The 13,397-nt window shown below is 69.0% G+C and carries 9 protein-coding genes and 1 pseudogene; 5 read left to right on the top strand and 5 right to left on the bottom strand.

From position 1 onward, the window contains the following. Positions 1-112: 112 nt before the first annotated feature. A complete protein-coding gene (locus ACSBPQ_RS00625; protein WP_442683164.1) occupies positions 113-814 on the top strand; it encodes a hypothetical protein in 702 nt (233 codons plus the stop codon). A 63-nt stretch (positions 815-877) separates the two neighbouring features. Here ACSBPQ_RS00625 and ACSBPQ_RS00620 read toward each other — a convergent pair whose 3' ends face one another. Continuing rightward, complete coding sequence (locus ACSBPQ_RS00620) at positions 878-1,690, bottom strand: TatD family hydrolase (protein WP_442683163.1); 813 nt, start codon at positions 1,688-1,690, stop codon at positions 878-880. A 77-nt stretch (positions 1,691-1,767) separates the two neighbouring features. Between ACSBPQ_RS00620 and hrpB the strand changes: the two genes are divergently transcribed. The 3 genes from hrpB (at position 1,768) to ACSBPQ_RS00605 (ending at position 7,215) form a co-directional block, all read left to right on the top strand. Then, a complete protein-coding gene (gene hrpB / locus ACSBPQ_RS00615; protein WP_442683162.1) occupies positions 1,768-4,272 on the top strand; it encodes an ATP-dependent helicase HrpB in 2,505 nt (834 codons plus the stop codon). A gap of 516 nt (positions 4,273-4,788) precedes the next feature. Then, complete coding sequence (locus ACSBPQ_RS00610; protein WP_442683161.1) at positions 4,789-5,142, top strand: hypothetical protein; 354 nt, start codon at positions 4,789-4,791, stop codon at positions 5,140-5,142. A gap of 153 nt (positions 5,143-5,295) precedes the next feature. Then, entirely contained in the window at positions 5,296-7,215 is a 1,920-nt protein-coding gene (locus tag ACSBPQ_RS00605; RefSeq protein WP_442683160.1) for a diguanylate cyclase domain-containing protein, read from the top strand. A gap of 42 nt (positions 7,216-7,257) precedes the next feature. Here ACSBPQ_RS00605 and ACSBPQ_RS00600 read toward each other — a convergent pair whose 3' ends face one another. Together ACSBPQ_RS00600 and ACSBPQ_RS00595 are read right to left on the bottom strand one after the other, a co-directional pair. Further along, entirely contained in the window at positions 7,258-7,794 is a 537-nt protein-coding gene (locus ACSBPQ_RS00600) for a pseudouridine synthase (RefSeq protein WP_442683159.1), read from the bottom strand. A 59-nt stretch (positions 7,795-7,853) separates the two neighbouring features. Beyond that, positions 7,854-8,717, bottom strand: a complete 864-nt coding sequence (locus ACSBPQ_RS00595) for a class I SAM-dependent methyltransferase (RefSeq protein ID WP_442683158.1) — start codon at positions 8,715-8,717, stop codon at positions 7,854-7,856. A gap of 168 nt (positions 8,718-8,885) precedes the next feature. On the opposite strand from ACSBPQ_RS00595, the gene ACSBPQ_RS00590 reads away from it, so the two are divergent. Then, the gene (locus ACSBPQ_RS00590) at positions 8,886-9,842 is read left to right on the top strand and encodes an aldo/keto reductase (RefSeq protein WP_442683157.1); all 957 of its coding nucleotides are present in this window, start codon (positions 8,886-8,888) and stop codon (positions 9,840-9,842) included. A gap of 22 nt (positions 9,843-9,864) precedes the next feature. On the opposite strand, the pseudogene ACSBPQ_RS00585 reads toward ACSBPQ_RS00590, so the two are convergent. Beyond that, positions 9,865-10,540: pseudogene (locus ACSBPQ_RS00585) on the bottom strand (alpha/beta fold hydrolase). Between the two features lie 87 nt (positions 10,541-10,627). Then, the gene (locus tag ACSBPQ_RS00580) at positions 10,628-13,327 is read right to left on the bottom strand and encodes a bifunctional acetate--CoA ligase family protein/GNAT family N-acetyltransferase (RefSeq protein WP_442683156.1); all 2,700 of its coding nucleotides are present in this window, start codon (positions 13,325-13,327) and stop codon (positions 10,628-10,630) included. Positions 13,328-13,397: the final 70 nt, after the last annotated feature.

Below are 13,397 nucleotides of genomic sequence, written 5' to 3'. Positions count from 1 at the left end.
ACCGGAAGCGGATACGCCCGTCGCGCACTGGGCGCCGATACAACGGCCCTGATCCGGGCCCGCCATGCGGGCTCCGCTACACTCGCCATCCCACAGTGAGGAGTATGGATACATGAGGAAGAACTGGACCTTGTTGGCGCTTGCCATGACCGCGACCCTGCTGGCCGGCTGCAGCAAGCAGGAAGACGCTGCCAGCGCGACGCCGGAACCGGCCGCATCAGCAGCGCCGGTGGAGACCAGCGAAAGTGACGCCACTGCCGGACCCGAGGCAGCTCCCGCCGCGGAGGCGGCTGCCGCCACAGTGGCCGACTTCGACATCACTTCACTTCCCGTCAGCGCCACGGAGTTGCCGGACTGGCCGTATGTCGCACTGCCGGCAGGCTACGAGTTTGACGATGCCGACGACCTCGGCAAGCGCAGCAAGGACCTGGCACGCGTCCCGGTGTGGACCGGCAGCCAGTTGCTGTGGGTGGAAGGCAAGGTGTTCAGCGACAACATCGACAACAGTGACGGCAAGACCTACTCCAAGTTCGAAGTCCGCAAGAACATCCAGCAGGCAGTTGAAGCGCTGGGCGGCGTGCGCTTGGGCGAGCGCAGCTTCGACAACGCCGTCTACAAGGCGAATGAGAAGGCGGTGGACGATTTCCGCAAGGAGTTCAGTCGCATCCGGGATGCCTACTGGTACGACAGCGATGCCGATACCTACGTCATCCACCGCGCCGACAAAGCCATCTGGGTGGTGTTCCAGAGTGGCAACAACCAGGGCGCGTTGATGGTGGCCGAAGGCCCGCTGCCGGAAGCGCCCACGAAGTAAACGCCACCGCAGGTACGAAAAGCAGGAGCGCCCGGCTTTGGCCGGGCGCTTCGTTTCAAGCGCTCAGACCGGTGGAAGGCGGAAGAACGCGCGTGCGGCCGCGGTGGCGTTGGCGGCGGTCACCTCCACAGTTTCGCCACGGTCACGCGCCAGTTCCTCGACGATGTGCGACAGGAACGCCGGTTCGTTGCGGCGGTCCTTGGGCATCGGCTTGAGCGTGCGCGGCAGCAGGTACGGCGAATCGGTCTCGATCATCAGGCGGTTGGCCGGGATGTGCTTCACCAGCTCGCGCAGGTGTTCACCACGGCGCTCGTCGCACAGCCAGCCGGTGATGCCGATGTACCAGTCACGGTCCAGGTAGTCGAACAGCTCGCGCCGCTCGGCGGTGAAGCAGTGCACCACCGCCGGGCCAAGCCTGCCGTCGAAGTCCTTCATCATGGCGATGAAATCATCGTGTGCATCGCGCTGGTGCAGGAACAGCGGCTTGCGCTCGCCGTCACTGGCGCGCACGTCGCTGGCGATCTGCAGCTGGCGCTCGAACGCCTTGCGCTGCGCCGGGCGTGGCGAGAAGTCGCGGTTGTAGTCCAGCCCGCATTCGCCCACCGCCACCACTTCCGGATGCGCCTGCAGCGCGCGGATTTCCGCATCGCACTCGTCGGTGTACTCGACCGCGTGATGCGGATGCACGCCGGCTGTGGCGTACAGGAAACCGGGATGGCGGCGCGCCAGTTCCAGCGCCAGCGGCGAGTGTTCACGGCTGGCACCGGTCACCACCATCTGCACCACGCCGGCCGCGCGGGCGCGCTCCAGCACCGCGTCCAGATCGCGGTCAAAGGATTCGTGGGTGAGGTTGACGCCGATGTCGATCAGTTGCATGGACGGTAACGGGGAGGGCGATGCGGAAAGCGCGCATTGTAGGCCGTCGCGCCGGGGCGAACCTTTATCCTTGCGCGATGGCACGTTCCGATTTCCCCATTTCCCCGCTGTTGCCGGCCATCACCGCCAGTCTGGCCGCGCATCCCCGGCTGGTGCTGGAAGCCCCGCCCGGCGCCGGCAAGACCACCCAGGTGCCACTGGCGCTGCTGGAGGCGCCGTGGCGGGAAGGACGCCGGATCATCATGCTCGAACCACGCCGCGTGGCCGCCCGCAGCGCCGCCACCTTCATGGCGCGGCAGCTCGGCGAGCCGGTCGGCGAGACCGTGGGTTACCGCATCCGCTTCGAGAACAAGGTCAGCGCGCGTACCCGTATCGAGGTGGTCACCGAAGGGATCCTGACCCGCATGCTGCAGGACGACCCGCTGCTGGAGGACGTGGCGGCACTGTTGTTCGACGAATTCCACGAACGCCACCTGGCCGCCGACCTCGGCCTGGCGCTGGCACTGGATGTGCAGTCGCAGCTGCGCGAGGACCTGCGCATCGTGGTGATGTCGGCCACGCTTGATGGCCAGCGGCTGGCCGATTTCCTCGATGCGCCGCGGCTGTCCAGCGAAGGTCGCAGCTTCCCGGTGGACGTCGGCCACTTCCCGGCCCGGCGTGACGAGGCACTGGAAGCGCAGACGCGGCGCGCGGTCGAACAGGTGCTGGCCACACATCCGGGCGACGTGCTGGTATTCCTGCCCGGCCAGCGCGAGATCGGCCGTGTGCTGGCTGCGCTGGAACCGGTGTTGCCCGCCGGTACCGACGCGCTGCCGCTGCATGGCGAGCTGGCCATCGAGCAGCAGTCGCGCGTGCTGCAACCCGACCCGGACGGTCGCCGTCGCGTGGTGCTGGCCACCAACGTCGCCGAGTCCTCGGTGACCCTGCCGGGCGTGCGTGTGGTCATCGACGCCGGGCTGGCGCGCGAGCCGCGCTACGACCCCAACAGCGGTTTCTCGCGGCTGGATGCGGTGACGATCTCGCAGGCCTCGGCCGACCAGCGTGCCGGCCGCGCCGGGCGTGTGGCCGCAGGCTGGGCGTATCGGCTGTGGCCGCAATCGCAGCGGCTGGAACCGCAACGGCGCCCGGAGATCGCCCAGGTCGAACTGGCCGCGCTGGCGCTGGAACTGGCCGCATGGGGCAGCGACAACCTGCGGTTCGTCGATCCACCACCAGCCGGTGCGTTGGCCGCCGCACGCGAACTGCTGCAGCGGCTGGGCGCACTGGACAGCGGCAACACCCTCACCGCACCCGGCAGGCGCATGCTCGGACTGGGCACCCACCCGCGCATGGCGGCAATGCTGCTGGCGGCGCGCAATCCGCGCGAGCAGGCGCTGGCAGCCGACCTTGCCGCGCTGCTGGAAGCACGTGATCCACTGCGCCAGGGCGGTGATGCGCTGGCGGCCCGCTGGCGCGCCCTGGCCGCGTTCCGCAACGGCCGCACACCACAGGACGCCAGCCGGGGGGCGTTGGCGGCCATCGATGCGGCGGCAAAACAGTGGCGCCGGCGCCTGCGTTGCGAGGCCACGCCACCGGCCGATATCGAAGCGCATGAACTCGGCGATCTGCTCGCCCACGCCTTTCCCGACCGCATCGCCGTGCAGCATCCGGCCGATCCGCAGCGCTACCAGCTGGCCAATGGCCGCAGCGCGCGCCAGTTCGACCACAGCGACCTGCGCGGCGAGCCGTGGCTGGTGATCAGCGAGCTGCGCGGCGAGGCCCGCGACGCGCTGATGCTGCGTGCGGCCCCGGTGGACGAGGGCCGCCTGCGCACCGACTTCCCACAGCGTTTCCACCAGCACGACGTGGTGCGCTGGAACGACGCGCGGCGGGCGCTGGAGGCACGCCGCGAAACCGGCTTCGACCGCATCGTGCTGGACAGCCGCCCGGCCGGAAAAGTCGATCCGGCGCAGGCCGCGCGCGCGCTCACCGACGCGGTGCGCGAGGGGGGGCTGGAGTCACTGCCATGGACCGGCAACCTGCGGCAATGGCGCCATCGCGTGCAGGGCCTGCGCCACTGGATGCCGGAACTGGCACTGCCCGACCTGTCCGAGGCGGCGCTGCTGGCCACGCTGGACGACTGGCTGCTGCCGGCCTTCGCCGGCAAGACCCGGCTGGATGCGCTCGGCGAACAGGAGCTGGGTGAAGCGCTCAGGTCCGGCATCGACTGGAACACCCGCCAGCTGATCGACCGGCATGCGCCGGTGCGCATCAGCGTGCCTTCGGGCATGGAACGCAGCATCGACTATGCGATCGATGACGATGGCATCAGCCCGCGCCCGCCGGTGCTGGCGGTGAAGCTGCAGGAGCTGTTCGGCCTGGCCGACACCCCGCGCATCGCCGATGGCCGCGTACCCGTGCTGCTGCACCTGCTCTCCCCGGGCGGCAAGCCGCTGCAGGTCACCGCCGACCTGCGCAACTTCTGGCAGAACACCTATGCCGAGGTGAAGAAGGAAATGAAGGGGCGGTATCCGAAGCATCCGTGGCCCGATGACCCGTGGACAGCAACTGCCACGCACCGCGCAAAACCTCGTGGGACGTGAAAGAAATGGACCCGTGGCGACGGTGACAGAGGGCTGCACTACGGCTGCATGCGTGGCGCGGCCCGACGACCCGTGGACAGCAACTGCCACGCACCGCGCAAAACCTCGCGGGACGTGAAAGAAGTGGACCCGTGGCGACGGTGAGGCAGCATCGGACTGCAACTTCATACGTGGCGCGGCCCGACGATCCGTGGACCGCAACCGCAACCCATCGCGCAAAACCTCGCGGGACGTGAAAGAAATGGGCCCGTGGCGACGGTGAGACAGCAACCGGACTGCAACTTCATGCGTGGCGCGGCCTGATGATCCCTGGAGCGCAACCGCAACCCATCGCGCAAAACCTCGCGGAACGTGAAAGAAATGGACCCGTGGCGACGGTGACAGAAGGCTGCACTACGGCTGCATGCGTGGCGCGGCCCGATGCCCCCGGCACACAACGGCCAACCGCCGGCGCTCACTTTTCTTCACCCGTACCTGCTTTACTGTCCAGCTTCCGCCCACAGTCGAGGACACCCCATGAGCAAATTCAGCGATCTCACCGGTCCAGCCCTGGAACGCGCGTTGGAACTGGTCAGCCACGCCGGCGACAACCTCAAGAGCGGTGGCTCCAATGCCGCCGAATGGCTCAAGGCCGGTGCCGCCATCGGCGCGATGAAGACCGGTGGCAAGGCCGTCAGCCGCGTCGCCCGCCGCAACCCCACCGCGACCATCGCCGTGGCCGCGGTCGGGCTGGGGCTGCTGGGCTATGCCGTCTATCGCAAGAACAAGCGTGACAACGCCGCCATCGAGGCCCGTTCCCGCGAAATCACCCGCCGCCGCCATCCGGCCAGCGTGGTCGAGGAAACCAGCGACATCGGCAGCGATGCCTGAGCATCGCCCCCATCGTGTCCAGCTCGCACGGCGTGCGCTGACTGGCACAACGGATAGCGGGTGCGCGGCCGGCAGCGCATAGCGCGGTCGGCCGCTGCCCGCCAGCACCGGCCGGGACTTGTGGTCGACCGGGGCGCTGCGCATGATCGGCCCATGTCATCCTTCGCTATCGTGCTGGTGCTGCTGGGCAGCGTATCGACCGTCGCCCCGCGACCGCTGCAGGCGGCGGATACCGGGAGTGGCCGCTATCCGCCGCAGGAACAGGCCATTCTGGAGTTGCTGGACCGGGTTCCGGCCGCACGCAACGACGAGCGTCTGGCGGCACTGGACCAGCTGCGTGATGCACCGGCATTCGCTTCGCCACGCGCGCAGGCGCTGCTGACCTGGCAGCAGTGCGTGCTGGCGGCGCATGCCGGTGACGACACCGCCGCGTTCGAGCAGCGGCTGGCACGCCAGCAGCAGAAGGTGCCGGCCGAGGCGGCAATCCCGGTGTTCATCCGCTTCTGCACGCTGACCCGGGATTTCCGCAACGGCGAGGACCGCAACGCGTTCGAAAGCTGGCGGGATACCTTCGCCGACACCGAAACGCTGGAGCTGCCACTGTTGCGCTACGAGGCGGCCAGCGCCTACGCCCAGCAGGCGCTGGCGACCGGCATGGTGGACCAGGCGCTGAGCGCCACCGAAGTGGCGTTGCAGATCGCCCGACGCAACGAGGACGAACCCTACCAGCGCGACAGCCTGATGAGCCTGGCACTGATCCAGGCCGACATGGGCGAGCACGAGGCGGCGTTGCGCAACAGTGCCGCCGCGCTGGAACTGGCGGGCGGTGATGAACGGATCGACCTGCTGCTCAACCGTGGCTACATCCTGTTGCGGGCCAAGCAGGCCGCTCCGGCGATTGCGATCTACGAGCGGGTACGCCAGCTGGCCCGGCAGCAGGATGCGCCGGAGAACGAGCTGAACGCGGTGCTGAACCTGATCGATGCGCATTCATTGCAGAAGAACAAGGACCAGGCCCTGCAGCTCAACGCGCAGGCGCTGGAAATGGCCCGCCGCCTGGACCGCGACTACTACCTCGGCTATGCGCTGGTGGTGCGCGCCTTCGCCCTGGTCGACAACCAGCGTGGCGCCGAGGCCAGTGCGCTGTTCGAGCAGGGCATCGCCCTGAAACAGAAAAATGGCGAGCAGTCGCACGTGATCACCGATCTTGCGCTGTGGGCGCAACGGCTGGCCACCCATGGCCGCTACGAGGAGGCATACCGCGCGCTGGCGCGCAGCGTGCAGCTGCAGGCCGAATCCCGCGCCGCCGAGCACCAGCGCAACGCCCAGCAACTGAGCGCGGTGCTGGATGCCGGGCAGAAGGACGTGGCGATCGAGCGCCTGCGCCGGCAGAACGAAGTGGCGCGGCTGGAGATGGAGAAGCGCCGCCTGGGCACGGCGGCGTGGAGCATCGGGCTGGCCGCGCTTGCGGTGATCGCGCTGCTGCTGCTGCTGTCCTACCTGCGCCTGCGCCGCGCCAGCCGGCTGCTGGCACGCACCAACGCGCGGCTGGACCACGAGAACGCCCACGATCCGCTGACCCGGCTGCACAACCGCGCCTATTTCATCCGCAGCTTCGCCGAGCGGATGAACCACAACGACGGCCATCCGGCGATGCTGGCGCTGATCGACCTGGACCATTTCAAGTCGATCAATGACCGTTTCGGCCACGCGGCCGGCGACCAGGTGCTGCGCGAGACCGCACGCCGGCTGGCGGCGGCATTGCGCGAGAGCGACATCATCGCCCGCTGGGGCGGCGAGGAGTTCGTGGTGCTGGCCCCGCAGCTCGGCCAGGGCCGGCGCGCCGGCGACATCGCCGAGCGCCTGCGCAAGGCGCTGGCCGATACGCCATTCACACTGGACAACGGTGAGTACACGGTCACCGCGTCCATCGGCTATGTCGAATTCCACCCGCAGCCGGAAGTGACACTGGACGCCGAACTGGAAACCGCCGACACCTGCCTGTACCGGGCCAAACATGCCGGCCGCAACCGCGTGAACGGCATCGCCCTGGAAACACGCGACCACCGCTGAACCGCGCCAGTCCCCCTCACAGGCGTGCCGAGATAAAGCGGCTCAGCACCGGCGCCATTCCCCCGGGCGCAGATCATCCAGCCGGTACGCGCCGATCGATACGCGCACCAGCCGCAGCGTCGGCAGGCCCACCGCCGCGGTCATGCGTCGCACCTGGCGGTTGCGGCCTTCGCGCAGGGTGATCGCCAGCCACGCATCGGGCACGGTCTTGCGGAAACGCACCGGCGGATCACGTGGCCACAGCACCGGGGGGGGGTCCAGCAGCTGCACCGTGGCCGGCAGCGTCGGCCCGTCGTTGAGCTGCACGCCATCGCGCAACGCCTGCAGCTTCTCTTCGGCAGGCACACCCTCGACCTGCACCCAGTAGGTCTTGGGCTGCTTGTGCCTGGGATCGGTCAGGCGGTGCGCGAGATTGCCGTTGTCGGTGAGCAGCAGCAGGCCTTCGCTGTCGTAGTCCAGACGCCCGGCGGCATACACCTGTGGCGGCAGGCCGAATCCGGCCAGCGTCGCGCGTGGCGGCTGGCTGCGGTCGGTGAACTGGCACAGCACATTGAACGGCTTGTTGAAGGCGATGAGCATCGGACGGCGGGAACAGGAATGGCGCGGCCATTGTCCCATTCCCGCCGCAACGGCGTGCCTCAGCCGGCCGGCTTGATGAAGCGCAGCGTCATCCGGTCGCTCTCGCCGATGGCCCGGTACTTCTCCGCATCGGCGGCGTCATGGTTGTTGGACGGCGGCAGCGTCCACACACCGTTGGGATGGTCTGTGGTGTCGCGCGGGTTGGCGTTGATCTCGCTGTCGGCATCAAGCCTGAAGCCGGCGGCCTCGGCCATCGCGATCACCTGCGCCTGGCCGACATACCCGCTCTTGTCATCGGCCGGCACATCGGCCTTGGCGCGATGCTCGACCACTCCCAGCGTACCGCCGGGCTTGAGCACCTCGAAGAACGCACGGAACATGCCCTCGGCCTGCCCATTGGCACGCCAGTTGTGCACGTTGCGGAAGGTCAGCACGCGGTCGGCCGAGCCCGGCGCGCCCAGTATCGGTGCCGCCGGATCGTACGCGACCGTCTGCGCACGATCGAACTGTGCCGGTGCGGCGGCGAACTTCCGGGCCAGCCCATCGCCTGAGCGCTGCTGGTAATCGCGGCCACCGCCGGCCGGCAGCGCCTGCGGATCAACCACGGCGGCCACATACTGCCCGCCCTCGCGCAGGTACGGCGCCAGGATTTCCGCATACCAGCCGCCACCGGGGGTGATCTCCACCACCGTGTGCTGCGGCTGCAGCTGGAAGAACGCCAGTGTCTGCGCCGGATGCCGGTAGGCATCGCGGGCGCTATTGGCGGGGGTGCGCCAGCTGCCGTCGACCGCCGACTGCAGGGCCGGAGCAACCGCGCCATCGGCGGCAGTGGCGGGCGCCGGCTGCGCGTGCGAAAGCGGCATCGTCCCCCAGCTCCCCATCGCCAGCAGACAGGCACACAGCAACGGTACGGGCTTGTTCATCGTGGACTCCTTGGTTGGATGCGGCGGGATCGCAGCGAGCCTAGCATGGCGCCAGGAGCGGTCGCCGCGGCCATGGCCGGCGCCAGCCGCAGCCGCCCTTCCAGCCCATCGCAACGGAACATGAACACCCTGCGTCTATCCTGATGCACGCTAAACAGGGAGATGCCCATGCCTCAGCCACGCCCACTCGGCCGCTCCGGCCTGCACGCCAGCCCCATCGCCTTCGGCGGCAATGTGTTCGGCTGGAGTGCCGACGAGAAAACCTCCTTCGCCCTGCTCGATGCCTTCGTCGACGCCGGCTTCAACCTGGTCGACACCGCCGATGTGTACCCGGCATGGGTGCCGGGCAACCGTGGCGGCGAGTCGGAAACCATCATCGGCCGCTGGCTCAGGCACAGCGGCAAGCGCGACAAGCTGCTGATCGCCACCAAGGTCGCCAAATGGGCCGAGCGCCCGGGACTGTCGGCCGACAACATCAACGCCGCCGTCGAGGACTCGCTGCGCCGCCTGCAGACCGATGTGATCGACCTGTACCAGGCCCATGAGGATGATGAATCGGTGCCGATGGAGGAAACCCTGGGCGCCTTCGCCCGCCTGATCGCGCAGGGCAAGGTGCGGGCGATCGGTGCTTCCAACTTCAGCGCCACGCGCCTGCGCGACGCGCTGCAGGTGTCGGCCGACTACCACCTGCCCCGCTACGAAACGCTGCAGCCGGAGTACAACCTGTACGACCGCCGCGGCTACGAGGCCGAGCTGGAGCCGCTGGTGCGCGAACAGGCGCTGGGCGTGATCAGCTACTACTCGCTGGCCAGCGGTTTCCTCAGCGGCAAGTACCGCACTGCCGGCGACGCCTCGCACAGCAGCGCACGCGGCGCCAAGGTGGTGGCGCACTACCTCAACGCACGCGGGCTGCGCATCCTCGGCGCACTCGATGACATCGCCGCCAGCCACAAGGCGACACCGGCGCAGGTGGCGCTGGCGTGGCTGATCGCACGTCCCGGCATCAGCGCGCCGATCGTCAGCGCCACCAGCGTGGCGCAGCTGCAGGAGATACTGGCGGCCGCGCGGCTGCAGCTGGGCAGCGGCGATATCGCCCAGCTGGATGCGGCCAGCGCCGAAAGCTGACAGCGGCGCCGCCGCGCGAGCCTCATTGCTGTGGCCGCTGCAACAGCCACGCGCGCAGCGCCGCACTCACCTGTTGCGGCTTTTCCAGCGGCGCGAGATGGCCGCAGTCGTCGAGCACCACCAGCGAGGACTGCGGCATCAGCGCCGCCATCTGCTCGCTGACCGCCAGCGGTGTGATCGCATCGTTGCGGCCGCACAGCACCAGCGCCGGGCCGTGCCACGCGCGCAGCACCTGACTGCCATCCACCCGCTCGATCCGGCTCTGCCGCAGAAACACCTGCGCACCGAGCCGGGTGGTCATGCCGCGAGGCATCGATGTAGCTGCGCATCAACCGGTCGCCAAAGCCGTGGAAGGTGCCGGGCAGGCGTGCGCTGTTCTGCTGGGCGATGCGTTGCGCGGCGCGCGCGGGCGAATCGGGCTTGAACGAGCTGCCCAGCAGCGCCAGGTGGGTGACCCGTCCGGGGGCGATACGCAGGATCTCCTGGGCGATATAGCCGCCCAGCGAGAAACCGGCCAGCGCGAACCGCGGCGGCGCACGCGCCAGCACCGCTTCGGCGGTGGCCCGCAGGTTGTCATGCGCGGTGAGGTCGCCCACCTGGCAGTCGGCGATATCGGCCAGCGCGTCGATCTGCGCGCGCCACAGGGTGGCATCGTTCAGCAATCCGGGCAGCAGCAACAGCGGGATTCGTGCGGGGATAGCGGTTTCCATCGCGCCAGTGTGGACGAGCCACGGGCAATCGCGGAACCGCGACGGCAAGCGGTCGCCGCCGAGGCCCTGCCGCTGTCAGTCGCCGCCCACCGGCAGCGTGACCGTCATGATGGTGGCGTCGTCCGGATCGGACTTCACCTTGAAGCCCAGGCTCTGGCACATCGCCAGCATCGTGCTGTTCTCGCGCAGCACCTGGCCTTCGACCATGTTCAGGCCGAGCCAGCCGGCGTAGTCGATCATGATCTGCATCAGCTTCCAGCCGATGCCGTGGCCCTTGAGATCGGAACGGATCAGGATGCCGTACTCGCCGCGGTCGTAGTCGGCATCGGCATGCAGCCGCACCGCGCCGAGCATGTCGCCACTCTTCGGATCGATCGCCACCAGCGCGATCGAGCGGGCGTAGTCGAGCTGGGTCAGGCGGGCGATGAACTCGTGGCTGAAGTGCTTGACCGACTGGAAGAAGCGCAGCCGCAGGTCGTCATCGGTGACGCGGGCGAAGAAGGCGCGGAACAGCGCGTCGTCCTCCGGCCGCACCGGCCGCACGAAGGCCTTGCCGCCATCGGACAGGTCGATCATGCGCTCCCATTCGGTCGGATACGGGAAGATCGCAAAGCGCGGATGGCCACGGCCCTTGTGCAGGCGTTTGACCGGGGCGATGGCAATGCGTGCATCCAGCGCGATCACGCCGTTGCGGTCGGCCAGCAGCGGATTGAGGTCCAGCGTGCGGATCTCGGGGATGTCGGCGGCCAGCTGTGCCAGCTTGACCAGCACCAGCGCCACCGCACGCTCGTCGGCGGCCGGCACGTCGCCATAGGCCTTGAGGATGCGCGACACGCGGGTGCGGCCGATCACTTCATGGGCAAGCCGCAGGTCCAGCGGCGGCAGCGCCAGGGTCTTGTCGTCGATCACCTCCACCGCGGTACCGCCGCGGCCGAACACCAGCACCGGGCCGAACACCGGGTCATCGGCGATGCCGGCGATCAGCTCGCGCGCCTTCGGCCGCACCAGCGTCGGCTGGATCAGCACCCCTTCGATGCGCGCCTGCGGCCGCAGCTCGCGGCTGCGCTGCAGGATGGTCGCGGCGGCGTTCTGTACCGCCTGCAGGGTGCTGAGGTTCAGGCGCACGCCATCGACCTCGGACTTGTGCGGGATGTCGGTGGAGAAGATCTTCACCGCCACGCTCTGGCCCTGTTCCAGCAGCGGTTGCGCCAGTTCCATCGCCTCGTGCGGATTGCGCGCGACCATCACCTCCAGCGCCGGAATACCGTAGGCCTGCAGCAGCGCATGGGTGGCGACTGGGTCCAGCCACTGCTGGCCGTTGGCCAGCGCCGAGTCGACCAGCGTGCGGGCCGCGGTGGCATCGACCACGAAATCGGCCGGCAGGCTGGGCGGGGTTTCCATCAACGCCGCCTGCGCCGCGCGGTACTTCACCAGATGCTGGAAGCCGCGCACCGCTTCGGCCTCGGTCGGATAGGTGGGCACGCGCGCGGTGTTGAGTGTGGCGGTGGCCTGTTCGTCATTGCCCAGCCACACCGCGAACACCGGCTTGTCGCGCAGTTGCCGCGAGCGCAGCCCGAGCGTGCTGGTCAGCGCCTGCGCGGCATCGGCCGAGGAGGTGAACGCGGTGGGCACGTTGATCACCAGCAGCGCATCGTTGGCCTCGTCGGTCAGCAGCGCCTCGATCGCCGCCGCATAGCGGCCACCATCGGCATCGACCACGATGTCGACCGGGTTGTCGCGCGACCAGCCCTGCGGCAGGGCCTGGTCCAACTGCGTGACGGTGGCCGGCGACAGCTCGGCCAGGGTGCCGCCCAGGGCATGCAGCCGGTCCACCGCCAGCCGGCCGACGCCGCCGCCATTGCTGAGGATCGCCAGCCGGTGGCCGGGAAACGTCCCCAGCCGGCCCAGGGTTTCAGCGGCGGTGAACAGTTCGTCCAGCGCATTCACGCGCAACAGGCCGGCGCGGTTGAAGGCGGCGCCGTAGACCGCGTCGGAGGCGGCCAGTGCCTGCGAATGGGTGCTGACTTCAACCTCGCCGCGCTTGGGCTGGCGACCGGACTTGACCACCACCACCGGCTTGGCGCGCGCCGCCGCCCGTGCGGCCGACATGAACTTGCGCGCATCGCTGATCTGGTCGACGTACAGCAGGATCGCGCGGGTGCGGTAATCGGTGGCGAAATGATCCAGCAGGTCGGCGAAATCCACGTCCAGCGCGTCGCCCAGCGACACCACCGCCGAAAAGCCCACCGAGCGCGCCACGCCCCATTCCACCAGCGCGGCGGCAATGGCGCTGGATTCGGAAATCAACGCCAGGTCGCCGGCCTGCGGCATGTGCGCGGCGATGCTGGCATTGAGTCGCGCATGCGGAGCGATCACCCCGAGGCAATGCGGGCCGAGCACGCGCATGCCCCTGGCCCGCGCCGCGACCTCCACCTGCGCGGCCAGCGAGCCGGCACCGCTGCCGAGGCCGGAGGTGAGGATGATCGCCGCGGCCACGCCGAGTTCGGCCGCCTGCGTCACCACCTGCGGCAGGATCGCCGCCGGCACCGTGATCACCGCCAGCTCCGGTACCCAGCCCAGGTCCTTGAGCCGCTTGACCGTGCGCATGCCGTCGATCTCGGGATAGCGCGGGCTGACCCAGCCGATCTGCCCGGCGAAACCGCCGGCGCGCAGGTTGCGCACCACCGCGCGCCCGGCCGAGCGCTCGCGCGGGCTGCCGCCAATGACGGCCACCGAACGGGGACGGAACACGGTCTGCAGGTGGTAGGTGCTCATCACGGTGCCTGTTGCGGGTACCGGGCAAAGGTACACGGCCCGGCGGCGCTCTGGCTTGCGCCGGATCAAG

This window comes from Stenotrophomonas sp. JC08 (genome assembly GCF_052180205.1).
In the GTDB taxonomy this organism is placed as follows: Bacteria; Pseudomonadota; Gammaproteobacteria; order Xanthomonadales; family Xanthomonadaceae; genus Stenotrophomonas.
Note: the sequence above shows the minus strand (reverse complement) of the source record. Positions and strands in the feature narration are given on the sequence as shown.

What these genes read in the sequence shown, in the direction of transcription:
- ACSBPQ_RS00625 (WP_442683164.1), top strand. Translation starts at nt 113, where the DNA reads ATGAGGAAGAACTGGACCTTGTTGGCGCTTGCCATGACCGCGACCCTG.
- ACSBPQ_RS00620 (WP_442683163.1), bottom strand. Translation starts at nt 1,690, where the DNA reads ATGCAACTGATCGACATCGGCGTCAACCTCACCCACGAATCCTTTGAC.
- hrpB (WP_442683162.1), top strand. Translation starts at nt 1,768, where the DNA reads ATGGCACGTTCCGATTTCCCCATTTCCCCGCTGTTGCCGGCCATCACC.
- ACSBPQ_RS00610 (WP_442683161.1), top strand. Translation starts at nt 4,789, where the DNA reads ATGAGCAAATTCAGCGATCTCACCGGTCCAGCCCTGGAACGCGCGTTG.
- ACSBPQ_RS00605 (WP_442683160.1), top strand. Translation starts at nt 5,296, where the DNA reads ATGTCATCCTTCGCTATCGTGCTGGTGCTGCTGGGCAGCGTATCGACC.
- ACSBPQ_RS00600 (WP_442683159.1), bottom strand. Translation starts at nt 7,794, where the DNA reads ATGCTCATCGCCTTCAACAAGCCGTTCAATGTGCTGTGCCAGTTCACC.
- ACSBPQ_RS00595 (WP_442683158.1), bottom strand. Translation starts at nt 8,717, where the DNA reads ATGAACAAGCCCGTACCGTTGCTGTGTGCCTGTCTGCTGGCGATGGGG.
- ACSBPQ_RS00590 (WP_442683157.1), top strand. Translation starts at nt 8,886, where the DNA reads ATGCCTCAGCCACGCCCACTCGGCCGCTCCGGCCTGCACGCCAGCCCC.
- ACSBPQ_RS00580 (WP_442683156.1), bottom strand. Translation starts at nt 13,327, where the DNA reads ATGAGCACCTACCACCTGCAGACCGTGTTCCGTCCCCGTTCGGTGGCC.